Annotated in this window: 15 protein-coding genes; 2 read left to right on the top strand and 13 right to left on the bottom strand. The window is 35.9% G+C overall.

The genetic code is table 11. The features are described 5' to 3' along the window. Positions 1 to 23: 23 nt before the first annotated feature. Positions 24 to 1,616, bottom strand: a complete 1,593-nt coding sequence (locus CS931_RS02770) for a diguanylate cyclase (protein ID WP_099204227.1) — start codon at positions 1,614 to 1,616, stop codon at positions 24 to 26. Between the two features lie 305 nt (positions 1,617 to 1,921). Further along, positions 1,922 to 2,548, bottom strand: a complete 627-nt coding sequence (locus CS931_RS02765; protein ID WP_099204226.1) for a V-type ATP synthase subunit I domain-containing protein — start codon at positions 2,546 to 2,548, stop codon at positions 1,922 to 1,924. Between the two features lie 82 nt (positions 2,549 to 2,630). On the opposite strand from CS931_RS02765, the gene CS931_RS02760 reads away from it, so the two are divergent. Then, positions 2,631 to 3,641: a glycoside hydrolase family 5 protein gene (locus tag CS931_RS02760; RefSeq protein ID WP_159459724.1), complete on the top strand. Its 1,011-nt coding sequence runs from the start codon at positions 2,631 to 2,633 to the stop codon at positions 3,639 to 3,641. An 8-nt stretch (positions 3,642 to 3,649) separates the two neighbouring features. Here CS931_RS02760 and CS931_RS02755 read toward each other — a convergent pair whose 3' ends face one another. The 10 genes from CS931_RS02755 to CS931_RS02710 all read right to left on the bottom strand — a co-directional run bounded on the left by CS931_RS02755 (position 3,650) and on the right by CS931_RS02710 (position 14,944). After that, positions 3,650 to 4,873 carry an alginate O-acetyltransferase AlgX-related protein gene (locus CS931_RS02755; RefSeq protein ID WP_099204224.1) on the bottom strand — a complete coding sequence of 408 codons (1,224 nt, stop codon included), beginning with the start codon at positions 4,871 to 4,873 and terminating at the stop codon, positions 3,650 to 3,652. An 11-nt stretch (positions 4,874 to 4,884) separates the two neighbouring features. Further along, on the bottom strand, positions 4,885 to 6,369 hold the full coding sequence (locus CS931_RS02750) for an MBOAT family O-acyltransferase (RefSeq protein WP_099204223.1): 1,485 nt from the start codon (positions 6,367 to 6,369) through the stop codon (positions 4,885 to 4,887). Further along, on the bottom strand, positions 6,366 to 7,520 hold the full coding sequence (locus tag CS931_RS02745) for a hypothetical protein (protein ID WP_099204222.1): 1,155 nt from the start codon (positions 7,518 to 7,520) through the stop codon (positions 6,366 to 6,368). The genes CS931_RS02750 and CS931_RS02745 overlap by 4 nt, the downstream gene beginning before the upstream one ends. A 59-nt stretch (positions 7,521 to 7,579) precedes the next feature. After that, positions 7,580 to 9,865, bottom strand: coding sequence for a glycosyltransferase family 2 protein (locus CS931_RS02740; protein WP_099204221.1), 2,286 nt, complete (start codon positions 9,863 to 9,865; stop codon positions 7,580 to 7,582). A 403-nt stretch (positions 9,866 to 10,268) separates the two neighbouring features. After that, positions 10,269 to 10,934 (bottom strand): DUF3298 and DUF4163 domain-containing protein, encoded by a 666-nt coding sequence (locus CS931_RS02735; RefSeq protein WP_099204220.1) that lies wholly within the window; start codon positions 10,932 to 10,934, stop codon positions 10,269 to 10,271. 121 nt (positions 10,935 to 11,055) lie between these two features. Then, positions 11,056 to 11,688, bottom strand: coding sequence for a uracil phosphoribosyltransferase (gene upp / locus CS931_RS02730; protein ID WP_099204219.1), 633 nt, complete (start codon positions 11,686 to 11,688; stop codon positions 11,056 to 11,058). Between the two features lie 12 nt (positions 11,689 to 11,700). Beyond that, the gene (rpiB, locus tag CS931_RS02725) at positions 11,701 to 12,141 is read right to left on the bottom strand and encodes a ribose 5-phosphate isomerase B (RefSeq protein WP_099204218.1); all 441 of its coding nucleotides are present in this window, start codon (positions 12,139 to 12,141) and stop codon (positions 11,701 to 11,703) included. Between the two features lie 6 nt (positions 12,142 to 12,147). Then, entirely contained in the window at positions 12,148 to 12,843 is a 696-nt protein-coding gene (gene tsaB, locus CS931_RS02720) for a tRNA (adenosine(37)-N6)-threonylcarbamoyltransferase complex dimerization subunit type 1 TsaB (protein WP_099204217.1), read from the bottom strand. Between the two features lie 2 nt (positions 12,844 to 12,845). Then, on the bottom strand, positions 12,846 to 13,274 hold the full coding sequence (tsaE, locus tag CS931_RS02715) for a tRNA (adenosine(37)-N6)-threonylcarbamoyltransferase complex ATPase subunit type 1 TsaE (RefSeq protein ID WP_099204216.1): 429 nt from the start codon (positions 13,272 to 13,274) through the stop codon (positions 12,846 to 12,848). Beyond that, entirely contained in the window at positions 13,274 to 14,944 is a 1,671-nt protein-coding gene (locus CS931_RS02710) for a formate--tetrahydrofolate ligase (RefSeq protein WP_099204215.1), read from the bottom strand. Before CS931_RS02710 ends, tsaE begins: the two co-directional genes overlap by 1 nt. Positions 14,945 to 15,571: 627 nt before the next feature. On the opposite strand from CS931_RS02710, the gene CS931_RS02705 reads away from it, so the two are divergent. Beyond that, positions 15,572 to 16,963 carry a uracil-xanthine permease family protein gene (locus CS931_RS02705; RefSeq protein WP_099204214.1) on the top strand — a complete coding sequence of 464 codons (1,392 nt, stop codon included), beginning with the start codon at positions 15,572 to 15,574 and terminating at the stop codon, positions 16,961 to 16,963. Between the two features lie 93 nt (positions 16,964 to 17,056). Here CS931_RS02705 and CS931_RS02700 read toward each other — a convergent pair whose 3' ends face one another. Further along, positions 17,057 to 19,678: a calcium-translocating P-type ATPase, PMCA-type gene (locus CS931_RS02700; protein ID WP_242964880.1), complete on the bottom strand. Its 2,622-nt coding sequence runs from the start codon at positions 19,676 to 19,678 to the stop codon at positions 17,057 to 17,059. Positions 19,679 to 19,735 lie beyond the last annotated feature (57 nt).

Raw genomic sequence — 19,735 nt, 5'->3', positions numbered from 1 at the left:
ATAAAGAAGATTACACAAATAGTTTAATCTTCTTTATATTTTTCTTCTTTTAACAAATTTACAAAAATATCTACAATTTCACTATCAAATTGCGTTTCAGCACAACGGTATAGTTCAGCTATTGCTTGATTTTGTGTGCGAGGCGATTGATAACTTCTTCCAGATATCATAACGTCATAAGCATCTACAATACTAATGATTCGACTTGGAAGAGGAATTTCTTTTCTTTTTAAGCCTTTGGGATACCCAGTTCCATCCCAACGCTCATGATGTGCCAATATATACTCAGACACTTGGCAAAGTTCAGGGATATTTTGAGTAATTTTATATCCGATTTCAGGGTGCTGTTCAATTTCTGCTCTTTCTTTAGGTGTAAGTTTTCCCGGTTTTTCTAAAATTGTATCTCGGATGCCAATTTTTCCAATATCATGTAACTTAGCTAAGAGTACAATATCACTCATCATTTCATCTGAGAGCTTTAGTTCTCTTCCTACTAAGAGGCAAAGATCAGCAACACGGTTAGAGTGTTCATGCGTTTCAGAGTTTTTTTCATCAAGTAAGGAGAGTAGAAGCTTAATAACGCCATTCCGTTGACTTCTTTGCTCCAGTAATTTTTTCTGACAAAGCCATTTTTCGGCTTCTCGAATTAATTCTTCTGGGCAGCGTTTTTCTTTCTCATTAGAGGCATAACCAAATGTAATGGTTGTATCTAAGCTTAATTTATTTAGAGCTTTTTGAAATCTAGATAGTACAACTCGAGTTTCACTACTGGATGTATTTGGGAGTAGCAGAAAAAAAGTATCCCCTCCCCATCTTGCTACTAAATCAACTGCTCTGCAATTTTTTTGAAGCAGTTGAGCTACTTTAACAAGAATTTCATCTCCACCTTGGTACCCTTTTTCATTATTTGTGTTTTTTAAGCCATTTATATCTCCTAGAACAACCGAAAGAGGCATTATATCTTGAGAAACATACATTTTTAATACATTCATAGCAAAATGTCTGTCATATAAACCCGTTAGAGAATCTTGAAAAAGAATCATACTGTCTTCTAGAGAGCTAGATTTTTCAGAGGAGAGCATGTTTCTCTGATTGCCAGATACTGAATCAAAAAGACAAGATGAAAGAACTTTCTTTTCAAGATTGTGTGAATCGCAATTTGGATTTACGCAAATATTTTCTGCCGTAATCTGAAATGGGTCGGAAAATTTGTGTGTTTTTTGATTGCGTTTATTTTGAAAGTCTTCAAAAATAGTGAAAATAATAGTGGGGTTAAGAAGAAACATAGTAATTTTATAAGGATGGTTGAAAATATTTATGTTAGTCGATACTTTTTGCTTTTTTCTAAAAATTAGCTGGTCCACAAGATTTTTAAGATAGAAAACAATCTCTGGCTCTACTCCATCATGCGATTTTGTAAAAAAAGTACCAATTAACTGTCCCCTGCTCTTTTGGACTAAATTCTCAAAATGGAAATTTAAATCAATTAATTTATAGTCAGATATAGTATTACTAGATGTATATTTAGCCTCGTAACACACACAACTTAATGGAAAATGATCTAAAAATTGCCGGATAAAAGCATTGGTATGCTCTTCATTTCCTTCTCTGCTCATATTACCCTCCCAAAATTTTGCGCAGTCATAATTTGAAACTCTTCAGCTACTCTGAAAAGTATATGACTCGATCACCTTCTCTAATCAGTTATAATTCTCTATCTTCACCTCCAGAAATTTAATCAAGATACAAGAAATATAGGTTTTATCTATATTTTATGAGTAAAATAGCAGCAAAACAGCTGAATTGCCCGCAAATAATTTGTCAAAAAATGACACTTTTTATATATTATACCACATTATAAATTAAAAATTCAATATAAAACAAAAAAGATATCGGCTTAAAATCCAATATCTTTTTTGTTTTATAACATTTTAGTTTTATGATCTTGATAAATTGTGATTAAAAGGTCATTGCTATATTCTAGCTTAGCCTGCAATTTCTCTTTTTCTCTTTCTTGTGTTAGCAATTGTTCTTTTAATTCCTTAATTCTTTTTTGTAAGGTTTCACGCTCTATTTCAAAGTTTTCTTTTTCAAAAGCAGAGTTTTCTATTTTATGTATAGGAGGTTGTTCCAAAATAGTTTCATTTGTGGAGTGATTACCCTTATCTTTAGGGTATTGAGCCGCAGTATTCTGTATCTCTAAAGATTTTGACGTACTAAATTCTAAAGGATTTGGCAAAGCAATAATTTTATGATTCGGAAGAATTTCATAGACCCCCTCAGACAAGATCGTGCCATCTTCTAACAAATCAGTTTTCTTATCCGAATCAGTAGTGTTATCTTCATCAACTGAAATACTAGTTATTTCTTTTTTCTCCAAAACTCTTTTCTGTAGCAATTTATTTTCATTTCTTAAAAAGGCAAGTTCATCTTCTAGATGCTGCGTCTTTTTATCGTTTTCATCTAAAATAGAATCAAGATAGTCTAAAACATCTTGTTTTTTGTAACCGCCGAACAAAGAATTCTTAAGAATAGTTTCTTGTATCAATTTTATCTTCTCTCCTTTATATGATTGTTTCTTTCTGCTTTTTTGGCTATAATAGAGTTAGTTTTTATTTATGGAGGTTACTATGCAACGACATTGGATTACAATTCTGGTCTCTTTTCTCAGTTTCCTTTTTGTGAGTGGCTGTGCAGCAAAAGAACCGCAGCCTCCGACATTAACAAAATGTCTAAATATAGGGAATTCACTAGAAGCACCAAAAGATCAGCCATGGGATGTTCCAATGGATAGTTCTTATTTTTCTACAATAAAGCAAGCTGGATTTCAAACTATAAGACTTCCTGTGCGGTTTTCTGATTATACCGCTTCATCTGATGAAGATTATAGGCTTGATGAAGCGTTTGTAAAGAAAATAGATATGTATATCAAAGAAGCACTAGGACAGGAATTAACGGTGATACTAGATTTCCATCATTTCATGGATATAATGGAAAATCCTGCTCTGCATAAAATGAAATTGATTTCTATCTGGCAGCAACTTTCCGAACGTTATAAAAATTATTCCGATGATTTAGTCTTTGAAATACTAAATGAGCCACAGAAGAATCTCGATAGTGAGTCTTGGAACAGCATCTTACAAGAAACTGTCACAGCTATTCGAAAAAATGACAAAAAGCATTTCCTGATCGTAGGAGGAGCAAACTATAATTCTATTGATGCTTTGCTTAATTTACGGTTACCTGAAGACGATCGCCTTATCGCCACATTCCACTATTATGAACCCAATGAAGTGACTTTTCAGGGAAATCCTTATCACTACGGTTATGAAAACCTAAGTGGTATTGGCTGGAATGCTACAGATGAAGAACTAAAATATCTACAGGAAAGATTCAATATGGCTAAAAATTGGGCTAATGAAAATAAGGTTTCTCTCTTTTTAGGAGAATTTGGAATCAGTAAGACCGCTCCGGAGCAAACTAGACTCAATTGGACTCGATCTGTAGCTAAGGAAGCCTCTTTACGTGATATTGACTATGGTTACTGGGAGTTTGCTTCTGGATTTGGTGTTTATGATCTGCAGACCAAAACTTGGAATCAAGAAATGGTAGATGCAATTCTTGACCCTCAAGGTAAGTAAAATTACATTCATTCCTTGTAAAATGGAAAGAATTCTTCTGTTAGATTTTGAGGTGTGTAACTTACAAAGATATAGTCAAATTCATAGTCTTTTATCACTTCTTCAATATTTCCAGAATAATAGCGAGGATCTATCATATACACTTTAGAACAGCCTAAACTGAAAAATGAAGCGACAGGTACCATCAATGAGTCTTTAATAAACAAAACTTTGGCTCCCTCGGGTTCGTTAAAATTATGAATTTCGACAAACCCAGGGTTTCCATTCATATAGGTAAAGTATTTGTCATTGGTCGCGTCATAGATATCACGCTCACCAGCCAACAATTCAGTGAAGGTTAATGAATTTTCAAATCGTCCATCTGTTTTGATATCCTCTGGGCCATTTTGAGCGTAAAAATAAAAATCAGTATCAAACTTGGGGTAGATAAATGTAAAGTCTTCTGCTTCTGAATAAAGCTTGCCCTCTTTGCGGCCCATAGAGCCAATGTAAGAGTTTTTATAAACGATTTGGTTATATTGATTTAAATTCAAATACTTGTCTTTATTGGGAAATGAAAAATCATATTTTGACTCAAGAACGTTTACAAATTTGGTAAACGCCCAAAAAGCAGTTTCAACTTTCCAATGATGATCTGTTTTATAAAAGCTACTTGCGGTGTATTCACCATCTTGTTGCATTAATTCTCTAAAATCTAAAGAATCAATGTTTTTCTCTTTTAAAACAGCCAAAAAATTGTCTGCCGTTTCATTTGCAAAATTATAAGGTATACCTTTTTCAAATTCAGTTTCGCCTCGAATATATTTATCAGGAGTCATCACATACATAACTTGAGTACCCGATTCAGCGGCGGTCTGTTTTAATCGTTCTATCCTCTCTGCCAATACATCAACTTCGTTAGGGCCATTAGTAAAATAGGTATAGTGCAAAGTGCCGTCCTTGGCTTTAACAACTTCAAAGTTATTAATTTCTTTTTTATTTAGTAATTCTTGCAAATACCCATAACTTTCGATATAAGCATATTTGTTATAAACTTGTTCTCGGATAATGGTGTCTGTTTCTGAAATAAAAGAAGGTAAAACTTCCTCTTTGTTTTCATTAGTAATCCATTTTTCTTCGATTTCTGCTTTTAAAGTAGGATAAGCTGTATTCCAATTTAAAAAAGACAGTACAAAAAGAACGCCTATAAATAAAACAGTGGTAACTGCTTTTTTTGCAAAAAAACGCTTCATCTCGTAGCCTCCTAAAATTGAAAATAAATAAAGGGATTATAGCTTCCTTTAACAATATAAGTAGTACAAACTAAAAATAAAAGTATCATGGCAATAGGATAAAGGAAAGTAATCAGTTTCGTAAAAGGAGCTTCTCCATATAGGACACGCTCTTGGTCAGGTTGACTTTTTGATACTTGCCTACGAAGCACAATTCCTTTTGCCATTAATTGATTGATTTTTCCCGCAATGGGCATACTGAAGAGAATAGCAAATAGGAAAAAAATTCCGTATTCCTTTATGAACATATAGGTATAATCACTTAAAAATCCGTTTTGAGGGAAATTAAACATAGAAACTAGGTAATTGCCTGCTTGCTGTAATGAATCCGATCTGAAAATTACCCATCCAATTATGATGACAAACATAGCGTAGGCGTGCTTAATAGCATTGGGCAATTTTGAATTCTCAAATTCAAAAATTCTTTCAGCAGCGATAAAAACAAAATTTAAAATTCCCCAAAAAAGAAACGTCCAGTTTGCGCCATGCCAAATACCGGTAGCCATCCAAACAACAGCCAAATTACGAATAATTAAATCCTTATTAAGAACTCTTGAGCCGCCTAAAGGAATGTACAGATAGTCTTTAAACCATCGGCCTAAAGACATATGCCATCTTCCCCAGAATTCTCTAATGGACTTGGAAATATAAGGGTAGTTAAAGTTTCGCTCTATTTTAAAACCAAACATGAGCCCTAAACCAATTGCCATATCAGAATAGCCAGAAAAATCAAAATAGATTTGAAAAGTATAAGCTAGAGCGCCTAGCCAAGCAAGACTTACAGGAATATTCCCCATTTTTTGTATTTCAAAGATTCGGTCAGTTACTACAGCCATATTATTAGCCAGCAATACCTTTTTTCCTAAACCAGTGATAAAAAGACAACTTCCGGAAGAAAACTTTTGCCATGTTTCTGTTCTATTTTCAATTTGGGGAGCAAAATCTTTATATTTTGTAATTGGCCCTTGGATGAGTTTTGGGAAAAAAGAAAGGTACAGCGCGAATTTAAGTATATTTTTCTGTGCCGCAACATCTTGCCGGTAAATATCGATAACATATGAAATGGCTTGAAAAGTAAAAAAAGAAATACCAATTGGTAAAGCAATGTTGATTATCTCTATTTTTCCTTGTGTGGCTATATTTAAATTTGAACTAATAAAAGTCAAATATTTAAAGACAAAGAGTATGCCAAGGTTAAAAATTAGTGATAAAACGACGATTGATAAAGCCAGTTTTTTCTTTGTTTTTAGTAAATCAATGCCCAGGCCGAATAAATAGTTAACGAGTATGGACAACATCAAGAGAAAAATATATTTTGGTTCACCCCACGTATAGAATATAAGACTAAAGATTAATAAAATAAAATTCTTTATGGGCAGAGAGAAAAAGAATATGTAATATAAGATGAACACAATGGGAAGAAAATAAAACATAAAAGGTACACTTGAAAAAGTCATATTTTATCCTCCTCGTGGTAATTATGATACAACTTTTTTTCAATGACTTTTTTATGCTTACTTGCATCATGAAGCCAAGTGTAAAATATAGCAAATAAAAAAACTAGTAATATAACGCCGAAAACACGAATTTTATTCACAGACTGATTTAATATAACATCTGTTTTAGAAACAATTTGAGATACATCGACTGGATTAGGAATATTCGCTTTGGTGCCTTCCAAACTAAATTTCTTAATCTTTATAGCTAATTTCCCAGAATTTAAACTGTGTTCTGTTCGAGCGTATAAATTGATTTCACTCGCAGTTGAATGGCTTTGTAGTTCTAATTGTCCGTCATCAGTTAAAACCAGACCTGCCGGTTGCTCTTGAAAATAAAAAATAGGGACGGCTTCTACTGGATTGCCCTCTAAGTCGATAATCTTTGCATGATAGGTTTGAATGACAGACCCAACATTTGGTTGTGCAATTTCATCGTCTCCAGAAAGGGTAATCAAATAGTAATTTTCTTTCATGGCAGGTACACTGCCAGAAAGGAAAGCAATATCACTAATAGCGTATTGCTTTTGATCCTCTTTATCAATAACGGTTGTAATACCAAAAGATTGAATTTGATGAATCAGCGGTTTCTCTTCTGCATTAGCAGTAGTTAATTGCGCAAAAGGGATATAAACGACACCGTCAAAATCTGCAGGTATGGGTAAAGTTCCATAACTTATCTTTACGGCATCTGGATTTTCTTGGCCTTCTGATTCTAACAAAGCAAAAGAATTATTTGTCATCGTTACATCTGTATCGTCGCTGATTTTTAGTGCTATATTGATAGCGAGAACCCCTTGGCTTAAGTTTTTTAGATGAAAGCGTATGCCGTCATAGTCATCAGCATCCCTTACCGTATAGTCGTATAGAAAAACAGAATAATAGTCTTCTGTAAGACCAATTGTATCAGCGGTGACAGTTACAGACTGAGTTTCTTCGTTAAATTCTTTAGTAACTTTAGCACCATTATCCCATTCTTCTAAATTTACAATAGGTATTTCTGTTGCAGATTCGCTTGTAATAGCAAAGGCGCTTTGCGGGGTGATAACCCATAAGCATAGTGCTAGAAAGAAGAAATTTAAAAAGTTTTGCAGTTTCACTCGAAATTTCATGCTTTCCCCCAAAATAGTTCTATCTTTAAATTTAGTACAAGACTCTTTTAATATCTTAATCACTGCAAATATTCCAGCTCGTCAAGGATTTCAGGAAGCTCTAACGTTTTACTGATTTTCTTGTGATAAGATTCATTTTCATCAATTTCTAGTTGATAATCATCCATCCAGCTTCTCAAAACATAGCGGAATTCAGAATTGGAAAGTAATTCATCTAAATTAACGATACGGTAAAAAATACCATGTGAAAAAGTTGGATCCTCTAACTGGCAGTGCAATTGAATAGAGTTTTCACAGAGAGTTAATTTGTCAGGAATGGCTTCGTTACTTCCCAATTGAACGGTAATATATTGATAATTAAAATCTTTAACTAAAACTCGCTTTCCGTCTTCTGTGTTAATAAAAGTATTTAGTTTTAATCGTGGCAACTTTCTACTAAAATAATTACGCTTAATTTTTGATCTTTGATGAATGTTGATCATGATATCATCTACTGTGCTAAGACCTTTTTCAATTTCCTTTGGCAGGGTCGGTTCTCTGTCATATACAATTTGAAGCATTCGCCTTTGATTTTCGTCTGTGATTTCAGTTACTTCAAAGCCATATCGCCATTTTTCGCCTATATTCATAACGTTGGCAACTTTTCCACACCAGCTTGTCCGATAACGTTCTGTTGTCAGCTCAATTTTCACCGAATCTTCAGAAGGAATCCATTCTGGAAAATCTAAAGTAACGGAAAGACCTTTTTCAGAAATATTCGTTGTTTTGGTACGAATTATCCGATTCCTATAAGAAATAGTGCAGTCGATTTCGGCGTCAAATCTTTCAAATTGTCGATGGGCTCTTCTACCATACATGAAAAACAGTGACATAATCAGGTTAAAAATGTTTACAGACAACCAGAACATAATTACGACATACATGAGTGTTCCTTGTAAGAAAGTATTTTGAATACAAAGAGTCATACCCAATATGCTAAAAAATAATAGAATAAGGATGGGCAAAGATTGTCTGAACTTGTACCAACCATCATTGGTTTTTAATTTTTCTTCCGCATCTTTTTTGGTAACTACAAAAGTTTTTTGAGAAATCCCCAATGTCTCTAAAATAACAGATGGCAGAAGACCAGGGAATAAAATGGTCTCATAAACATTTGTTAGTCGCGTGTTTCGAATATTGCCGGACAAGTGGCGCAAAGTTAAGTTGTTTAAAATGTACATTGGCAACCAAAATATTAAAATTTCAAGCAAGGTGCATTTTACCACCATGACGTTAAACACAGCATAAAGAATAGGGGATAAAATATAAAGTAGGCGTTTCAATGAGCCATACCAATATGAAATGGAAGTAATATAGCTAAGTTTTTGCCTGAAATTAAAGCCTTTTAAGAAAAGAATATGGATTTTTCTGCCGGTTTGAATACAACCTCTGGCCCACCTTTGTCGTTGCTTTAACAAGCTTTTCAAATCTTCTGGTGCCATTCCACTAGCGTAGGCTTCATCAATTGCATAGCATTGATAACCCTTGCTTTCAATCATCATTCCGGTTGCAAAGTCTTCTGTAATAACACCAGTGTAAAATCCACCAATTTCTTCTAACGCAGCTCTTGAGAGAATGGTATTGGTACCACCGTAAATAACAGTGTTACTAGCATTTCTCATCACTTGTACATCTCTATAAAAATAATCTTGTTCATTTGGGAATCGGTTTTCCGAGTATAAGTTGTATTGGAATAAATCTGGATTGTAAAAAGTTTGGGGTGTCTGAAGAAAACCAATCGTTTCCTCTCCCATAAAATAAGGAATGCAAGCTGTTAAAAAATCATGGCGTGGCATCATATCAGCATCAAAAGTGACAATATAAGGGGAATTTGATACGCTGAGTGCATAGTTTAGATTACCAGCCTTTGCGTGTTCATGCGTATCACGCACTAGGTGAATAACACCCATTTTTTTTGCCAATTCCCCCATTTCATCACGATGTCCATCATCGCATAAGTAGATATGTACTTTTGATAAATCGGGATACTCCATATGTAGACAGGCGTTAATAGTTTTATATAGTAATTCAGTTGGTTCATTATAGGTGGAAATAAAAACGTCAACGTCAGGGTATACTTTGCCTTCAATATTAGGACGTTTTGGCACAACAGGATTTGATAGCTGACTAAAATGAATTACCATTTCGAAAAAGCCAATAAATTCAGTAATGAAAAGAGCAAGTCCAAATAGCAGTGAGAACCATCCGTAGTGAAAAGGAATGGTAAAAAACATACGCCAAATGATATAAATAATAGAAGTCAAAACAGTAAAAAAGACTAATAATCTTCTGCCAAGTGATTCCATAATGCTCCCCTTCCTTACTTTATGTTGGTTCCAAATGATAGTGCTAGAGAACAGGCTCATAAAAAAGTGCTTACAAAGAAAAAAACGCAAAAAAATGCGCCATGGGGTTTAGAACTTATTCTAGATATAATTATTTTAGTAGTAAGCAGGAAATAAACAAAAATTATATTAATTCTCATTATACTAAAATTTATCCAAGAATTCAACAAAATACGATAAAAATCAAGGCAAGCTTCGTAAAATTAAATTAAATTTTATCTCATAAATTTATGCAACATGCGTCGTTTTGTTACTAAACAGAATATTTCAAGGTAATAGAAGTAGAAAATTGAAAAAATTTAAAGTTGGTCTATGACAGATAAAAAGAGCTACCATTCAGATAGCTCTTTAAAAATAAAAATTGTTAGCATATATTACAAATTGCAAGCGGTATGGTAAATGTGGGAATTCCAGTCACATATGGTGCAATGTCATATTGCTGAAAATAGACAACCAATTTGCCGTCTTCTATATAAAATTGAGAACAATTAAAAGTTTGGTCAACTAAATCTTCATAGTCCTCAAAAAAGTTTTCGCTTTGCTTAGCGATTTGAGATTTTACTTCTGATTTTATATCAGTGATGAGTTTTGGTAAATTGCATGAACAAAGTTCCGCTAAAGTAAGACGACAACCATTGGTTAAATTCCACGTTTCAGAGCTTCGGATAGTATTCCCGTGTGCTCCACCAGTAAACTGATAGCAGTCGTTATAAAGACTAATGATGGCTCCATTGTTTTCAGTAATTTTATACTCTGATACCAACTCATATGGCAAGATAGTATCATTGTTTTCTATGATGGTTTGAGAGTTTTTGATAGCGGAGGGAATCATAAAATTATGGATACGACACATCAGACGATCTGCTTGCTGTCTATAAAAGTTATTAATCGATCGTACGCTTGCAGGGCAGCGGGAAGAAGTAAACTCAGGATACTGAATGGTATAGGAAAGTACTAGATTCTCTGCACAAAACTTTTCTTTTGAAACGGTTACATTGGAGACGGTTATCCCATTAGATTTAGAAATCATACAAACACCCCTTTCCCACCATTCTATTATTTAAGAGAGAAAAACGTGAAAGGTAAAACAGCTAGAATTAAGACGGTATACCGTTTTAATTCTAGCTGTTTATAGTGTAAAAGCTAAAAAATTATTTTGTTCCAAAAATTCTATCGCCAGCATCACCAAGTCCTGGCAAGATATAGCCATCTTCATTCAATCTTTCATCTACTGCAGCGCAATATACAGTGACATCAGGGTGTGCTTGTGTTAATGCTTCAATTCCTTCAGGAGCAGCAATGATACACAGAAATTTAATGCTTTTGGGGTTGCTTCTCTTAACAATGGTGATAGCATCAACTGCCGAACCACCTGTAGCTAACATAGGATCAAGCACAATAACATCCCTTTGCTCGACATCTGCAGGCAGTTTATTATAATACTCAACAGGTTTTAAAGTCTCATGATCGCGATAAAGACCGATATGACCTACTTTAGCAGAAGGAACAAGTTGTAAAACACCGTCTACCATGCCTAATCCGGCACGTAAAATCGGAACAAAAGCCAGTTTTCGTCCAGCCAAAACCTGTGTGGTTGTTTTTTGCATAGGGGTTTGTGTAATGACATCCATCAAAGGTAAATCTCTAGTGGCTTCATAACACATTAAGGTTGCAATTTCGCTTACTGTTTCTCGGAAGCTCTTTGTTCCGGTAGAAACGTCGCGAATGAGTGTCAGCTTATGCTGAATGAGCGGATGGTCCATTACAAATACATTTTTGTGCATAGAAAATTCTCCTTATTCTTCGTTCTCAATTTGAGCGATTTGATCGACACGGCGCTGATGACGGCCACCTTCAAATTCTGTAGAAAGAAAAATATCAACTAATTCAGCTGCCTTTGATTCGTTAACTATTTTTCCTCCCATACAAAGGATATTTGCGTCATTGTGTCTTCTGGTCATTTCTGCTGAATATAAGTCTGAACACACAGCGGCGCGAATTCCTTTTACTTTGTTAGCAACCATACAAATTCCAAGGCCGGTAGAACAAATCAAAATACCACGTTCTGCTTGTTTAGAAGCTACCATCTTGGCAACTTGTGCTGCAATCGGCGCATAGTCTACCGATTCTTCACTAAAGCAGCCAAAATCTTTTATCTCTAAACCTTTTTGCTCTAAATAGTTACAAATAAACTCCTTTAAAGCAAAGCCGCCGTGATCACTACCAATTGCTATCATAATTTATTAACCTCTCATTCTGTTTTTTAATTCTCGTTCTGCTTGTGACAAGCGCAAATAAGCAGGGATTAGCGAAGTTCCATCTATCGTTTGTTTTTGTTCACTCATTTTTTCAGCAATCAGTGCTACTGCACCAGCTCGTTGAAAACGAACATTTTCGTGAGCTATTTCAGCACCCCAATTCCGAAATTCCTGGTAACAAAGCAAAGCCCCGTCTCCACAAAGAAGAATTCTTTTTCCGGATTTCTGACATTCATTTGAGAGCTCTTCCATTGACAAAGCCCTGTCCTCGCAAAGGCGAAGTAGTTCTCCATCTTGCCATATAAAGTTGGCGTTATAAACTTGTCCACAGCGTGCATCCATTACAGCACATAAGACATATCCTTCAACCGCAGCGCCAAATGCAATTGCTTCTAGTGTAGAAACAGCGCAGCAGGGTGTGTTATTAGTAAAAGCCAATCCCTTTACAGTAGATACGCCAATTCTTATGCCAGTAAAAGAACCCGGTCCTGATGAGACAGCAAATAAATCAATATCTTTTAAGGAGTACTTAGAAATCTCAAGAATATCTTCAATTATCGGCATTAATGTTTCACTGTGAGTTTGCTTAGTATGCACATAATTTTCAACAACGATCAGTCCATCTTGGCTAATGGCAACAGAAACAGGAATAGCAGAAGATTCTACCGCTAATGTAATCATTTTTATCCCTCCTGTCTCTCGATTGCTATAATTCTATGATTTTCTTCTTTACCAAAAGAAATATCAATTTTAATAACATTTTTCGGCAGAAAATCTGTAATGTTTTCACTCCACTCAATAATTAAAACAGAATGAAAATCATCTTGATAATCAAAAAAACCGGTAGAATATAAATCATCAAAACTTTGAATACGATACATATCAAAGTGCTTTACAGGAATTTTGCCAGCATATTCATTAATAATAGCAAAAGTAGGACTAGAGACAATGTCGCCACCGCCAAGTGCTTTAACTAACTCTCGTGTAAAGGCTGTCTTTCCGGCTCCCATAGAACCTGTAAAGGCAATGACCTCACCACCTTTAAGAGTTTTCGCTAGCTCAACTGCCACTTTTGCTGTTTCTTGTAGAGAGTGCACTTCATACTTCATCATTAAAACAAACCTGTTATCTTCCTATCTTCGTCAATATCAACTTGATTTGCAGCAGGTACTTTAGGTAATCCGGGCATAGTCATCACATCGCCTGCATAGGCAACGACAAATCCAGCACCATTTGAGATTTTTAAATCGCGAATAGTGATATCAAAGTTAGTTGGGCGACCTAAAAGCGCAGGATTATCCGATAAAGAATACTGTGTTTTAGCGATGCACACCGGTAATCTATCACCGTCTAAAGACTTGATATTTTTCAATGAGGTTATAGCTTTCTTTGTAAAGACTACTGACTTTGCACCATAGATTTCACTAGCTATTTTATTAATTTTTTCTTCAATTGAATCGTTATCGTGATATAGAAGTGAGAAATTCGATTTTTGTGTTTCGATTGTTTCACAAACCATTTCAGCTAAATCTATTCCACCTTTGCCACCTTGTGTAAAGATATCAGCAAGAGAGCAAGGTACATTTCTATCAGCACAAAAGTCAGTAATCACTTGAAGTTCTGCTTTTGTATCTGTATAAAACTGATTTATAGCAATGACAACTGGCACACCAAATTTTTGCATATTTTGAATATGCGCACCCAGATTGAGAATTCCTTTTTTGAGAGCTTCAATATTTTCTGTAGTAAGCTCAGCACGAGCAACTCCACCATTGTATTTTAGGGCTCTAACAGTGGCAACTAAAACAATGCAATCTGGCTTGAGACTACTTGCTCTGCATTTGATATCCATGAATTTTTCGGCGCCCAAATCAGACCCAAAACCCGCCTCTGTAATACAATAATCTCCTAATTTCAAGGCGAGTTTTGTTGCTCGAACAGAATTACATCCATGAGCAATATTAGCGAAAGGACCACCATGAATGATAACAGGTGTACCCTCAATGGTTTGCACCAAATTTGGTTGCAAAGCATCTTTTAATAATGTTGTCATTGCGCCAGCCGCTTGAATATCACGAGCAAAAACAGGCTTATTCTCATAAGAATAAGCTACTAACATATCTCCTAGGCGTTTCTTCAAATCTTGTAAATTTTCTGCTAAGCATAAAATAGCCATTACTTCAGAAGCTACTGTAATAATAAAGCCATCTTCACGAGGGATACCATTCAGCTTTCCGCCAAGTCCAATCACGATGTCGCGTAATGCCCGATCGTTCATATCTAAACACCGTCTGATTTGAATTGTTCGCGGATCAATGTTAAGTATATTTCCTTGCTGTATATGATTATCAAGTAAAGCGCAGCACAAATTATTAGCAGATGTAATGGCATGCATATCACCAGTAAAATGCAAATTAATGTCTTCCATTGGTAAAACTTGAGAATATCCCCCACCAGCAGCACCGCCTTTAACACCAAAAACCGGGCCTAAAGAAGGTTCTCTTAAAGCCAAAACAGCTTTTTTGCCTATCTGAGCCATAGCTTGTGCCAATCCGGTTGAAACAGTAGTTTTTCCTTCTCCGGCAGGTGTTGGATTAATTGCCGTTACTAAAACGAGCTTACCATCGGGTGTATTCTCAAGACGATTAAACGCATCGTCATTGACCTTGGCTTTGTATTTTCCGTAAAAATCCAATTCATTTTCTAAAAGGCCTGCTTTTTCTGCAATGAGACTAATTGGCTCTAAAATAGCTTGCTGTGCAATTTCGATATCGGTTAACATGATAAGAAAAAACCTACTTTCTCAGACAATATTTATTCGCAAAAAACATATAAATACTTGTCCTCAATTCTTTTTCGTTTTTTATTATAGTACAACTTAGTCTATTAGTAAAGGGTGAGAATGATTAAAATCACAATGATAGTAAATTGAAATCTGTGATAAACTATACCTACACGGCTTTAAACTATTGGTTATAGTATTTGCATAAATTTTAAATTTGACTTAAACAAACAAAATTTCTTTTATTTTTCTCTTTACATTTCTTTTTTTCTGTGTAATAATAGCGTATTAGTAAGGGCAAAACGGGAATCTTACAGCACGGTATCTTATACAATACCAGCAAGAGCAAGATTGTCAATCATTGTTCCAGGATACTAAAGATCCGCAGTGAGTTTCATCTTGTCGATAGTTTTGGGCAGGGTGTTTTTTTATGCCATCTTTAACTAATCTTTTTTGTGTTGTCAAGTTGTTGCTGTAGGATGAAAATCTTCTTTTACCGGACATGTTTTGTGATATGCGCCGGCTATTTTTATGCCTAGAATCATGGGTTCTTGTTTTGTTTTTCGTATTTTGACCGGCGTGCGGCCGGCATCCGGATAAATTCCGGGGATTATTGGAGGTTTTACTATGTCAAACAACCGAGTTCATGGTTATCTGCCTGACGAACGCCCCCCTATTTATGAACTGATTCCTTATGCGCTTCAACAAGTGGTCGTTATGTTTCCGGCTACAGTCCTTGTGGCATTGCTGACAGGGTTTCATGTTTCCACAACTATCTTTGCCAGTGGTCTTGCCACTCTTTGTTTTATTCTTGTTACCGGCCGTAAGATTCCGCTTTATTATGGATCGAGTTTTTCTTATATTGCGGCTATTTCTTCTATCATGAGTGCGGATACACTTGCTTCTGCTTCACTTGACACTCGAATTTCCATTGCCCAGTTTGGCATTGTGATGTCTGGTTTGGTTTCTATTGCGGCTGGTTTAATCATTCGCTCGATAGGACGTAAAGCAATTGACCGTGTACTCCCTCCTACTGTAACAGGTAGTATTGCGATTGTCATCGGTTTATCATTGGCAGCCAATGCTATGCAAAATGCTTCTGCGGTTCCTGCAGCAGTTGCAGAAGCTTCCGCTCCATTTGCCAGTAGTTTATCTTGGGTTATTGCATTGGTCACTATGATTTCTACCATTCTATATTCTGTTTATCTGCGTGGTAAATTAAGCCAACTTCCAATTTTATTAGGTCTGCTGACAGGTTATGTAACAGCTCTAATTATTGGCGGTGTGACTGGTATTCCTTTTGTAAGTTTTGATACGATTAAAGATGCCAGCATTATTGCACTTCCTCACTTTACTCTCCCCAAGCCGTCATTGGCTGCTGTTGTAGCAATTATGCCGATTGCAATCGCTACAATCCCAGAATCAACAGCACATATTTTCCAGCTAGATATCTATGTAAATGATTTAGCTAAGAAAAAAGGTTCTGACAAGAAATATAATCTTGGCGATAAATTAGGACTCAATTTAATTGGTGATGGTATCGGAGATATCGTTTCTGGTATGATTGGTGGACCGGCTGGAACAAACTACGGTGAGAATATCAGTGCGATGGTATTAAGTAAAAACTTCTCTGTTCCAGTACTTGTAGTGGCGGGTATAATCACGATGGTTATTTCTTGCTTTACCCCACTCATCAATGTGGTTTATTCGATTCCTACTTCTGTTATCGGTGGCCTTTCCATTTATCTGTTTGGTGTTATCGCAGCTCAGGGTATTGCGATTATGATGGAAAATAAAGTAGATTTGTTTTCTTCTAAAAATCTTGCCGTTATTGCTATTATTCTAATTATCGGACTTGGTGGTAGTTTTGGATTTGAAAACAGCATGATTCCTTTCTTTGGGATTGAATTACCTGCTATTGCTACAGCGGCTATCTTTGGTATAGCCCTCAACCTTATCTTGTCTATTGGTAAAAAAGAAGAAGCAATTGTTGATGCAAAAGAAGAAGTGCAGAACTAAGTTTTTGACAAGAATTTTCTTTCAAAAACAAAAAAGGTATTTTAAAAGCGATTATCCATAACCGGATAATCGCTTTTTGTATGAAGAGGAGTGCTACTTCTTATTGAGAATCTGAATTAATAGTTTTTCTGCTTCAACAGCAATGATAGGAAATAAAGAAAGCATTGTTACAATTCCCCACTGTACTAAATTTAACGATACGGTTTTAAAAATTACAGTTAAAGGCTGAATAGTGATGACGCTTGCCATTAAAATAGCGCAGACGATACAGGCAATCACAAGTTTTCGATTAGAGAAAACCCCAATTTTAAAAATAGATGAATCAGATCTCATATTAAAACTATGTGTCAATTGAGAAAAGCTTAAAACTGCAAAGGCCATTGTCCTACCAACAATAGGATCCATTGGATTTATATCAAACCAAAGTCTCCCCATGGTGTACGCTAACAGCGCTAAAACACCAATCAAACATCCTTCAGCAATTACAGAAAATCCTAACCCGTCAGAAAAAACACCCTCATTTTTCGAATGTGGTTTATCTTTCATAACCTCATTTTCAATAGGATCCGCCCCTAGTGCCAAAGCAGGAAGTGAATCGGTAACAAGGTTTACCCAAAGTAGTTGAATGGCAACAAGAGGCGTAGGAATTCTCATCATAAATGAGATGAAAATCAAGAAAATCTCACCGATATTGCATGAAATGAGGAAATGAATGGTTTTCCGAATGTTTTTGTATATTCCACGGCCTTCTTTAACGGCACTGACAATGGTGGAAAAATCATCGTCTGTTAAAATCATATCTGCGGCGGATTTGGCTACTTCTGTTCCATTTTGTCCCATTGCGCAACCAATATCTGCTACTTTTAGAGCAGGGGCGTCATTAACGCCATCACCTGTCATAGCGACAACCATGCCACGCTTTTGAAAGGCCTTCACAATTCTTACTTTGTGTTCCGGAGATACGCGAGCAAATATTTGATAATCAAATATTTTTGCGGCTAACTCAGAATCTCCTGTACTGTCGAGTTCCGTTCCGGTCATGATTCCGCTTTTTCCTGCGGCAATGCCTAATCTCTGCCCAATAGCAAGAGCTGTTACAGCATGATCGCCTGTAATCATTACGGGCAGAATACCGGCCTTTTTACAAACCTCCACTGCGTGTTTAACGCCTTTTCTAGGTGGATCTTCCATGCCAATTAGGCCCGAGAAAATCAAGGCTTTTTCTGTTTCAGTATCTTGGGAAGAAAGTGTGGAGACATCTTTATAAGATACTGCTAAAACACGTAAAGCTTTCATAGCCATGCGTTCATTTTGCTGCAATATTTTTGCTTTTATAGTAGAAGTGAGCGGAAGAATTTGACCTTGTTCTAAATAAAAGCTACATTTTCCAAGCAAGATGTCTGGCGCACCTTTTGAAATGATTCTATGCCCATTGTCTAATTTATGCGCAGTAGTCATCATTTTTCTTTGAGAAGTAAAAGGAATTTCTCCTACACGAGCAAATTCTTTTTCTAAATCTGTTTTTGTGGTTTGACAAGCGTGTAGAAATGCTGTTTCTGTAGGGTCACCAGTGATTTTTCCGTTTATAAGCTCAGAGTTATTGCATAATACAGCCAGTTGAAGTGCAAATTGTGCTTCTCTACTTTCAAGTTGCACTTCTCCTTTTGCTTGTGAAAATCGAGTAACTGTCATTTTGTTTTGAGTAAGAGTTCCGGTTTTATCAGAACAGATAACTTGCGTACTGCCTAATGTTTCGACCGCAGGCATGTGACGAATGATTGCTCTGCGTTGAGCCATGCGTTTGACACCAATTGCTAAAACAATGGTAACGACGGCAGGCAGTCCTTCTGGAATAGCAGCTACAGCCAAACTAATTGAAATCATAAACATTTCAAGAGCATCTATTTTTTGAAATAATCCTAATATAAAGATAATCGCACAAATTGCTAAAACGCCGATTCCCAAAAATTTGCCTACAGAAACTAGTTTTTCTTGTAAAGGGGTATCAGGTGCTTCTTCTTCATTCAACATTCCGGCTATATTTCCCATAGCGGTTTGCATTCCTGTAGTAGTAACAATACCTACTCCAGAACCTGAGGCGATGCCTGTTGCTGCAAAAATCATATTTTTTCGCTCTGCAAGCGAGGCATTATTGCTTTCTATGCTTTCGGCATCTTTGTTTGTAGGTACAGACTCTCCTGTTAAGGCAGATTCTTCTGCCTTAAGTTCAACACTTTTAATCAAACGAATGTCAGCAGGAACTAAATCACCAGTACGGATAACTACTAAATCACCTGGCACAAGCGTCGTACTCTCAACGGTTTCTTTTTTACCATCTCGAATAACGGTAGCATGTGGAGAAGACATCTTTTTGAGAGCTTCGATTGCTTTATCTGCTTTTACCTCTTGAACTGTGCCAATAATAGCATTAGCAACCACGATAAGTAAGATAATAATAGAATCTATGTACTCTGTGTTCTTCTGAACGACGGATAAGATGAATGAAATCGTTGCTGCTGTTAGAAGAATAATGATCATAAAATCTTGAAACTGGGCAAAAAACCGAGAGATAATACTTTGCTTTTTATGAGATGTAATTTCATTTTTTCCATATTTTTCTTGTCTTTTGATCACTTCGCTTCGGCTGAGCCCTTTTTTTATATCCGTATGCAAGGCTGCTACCGTTTCATGAGATGTCATACTATGAAAATCCATTGCCGTAATCCCCCTTTACAGCAATTAATATTCCAGAGTGGTACAAATTATGCTCGT

Source organism: Scatolibacter rhodanostii (genome assembly GCF_900197595.1).
Classification (GTDB): Bacteria; Bacillota; Clostridia; order Oscillospirales; family Acutalibacteraceae; genus Scatolibacter; species Scatolibacter rhodanostii.
Note: the sequence above shows the minus strand (reverse complement) of the source record. Positions and strands in the feature narration are given on the sequence as shown.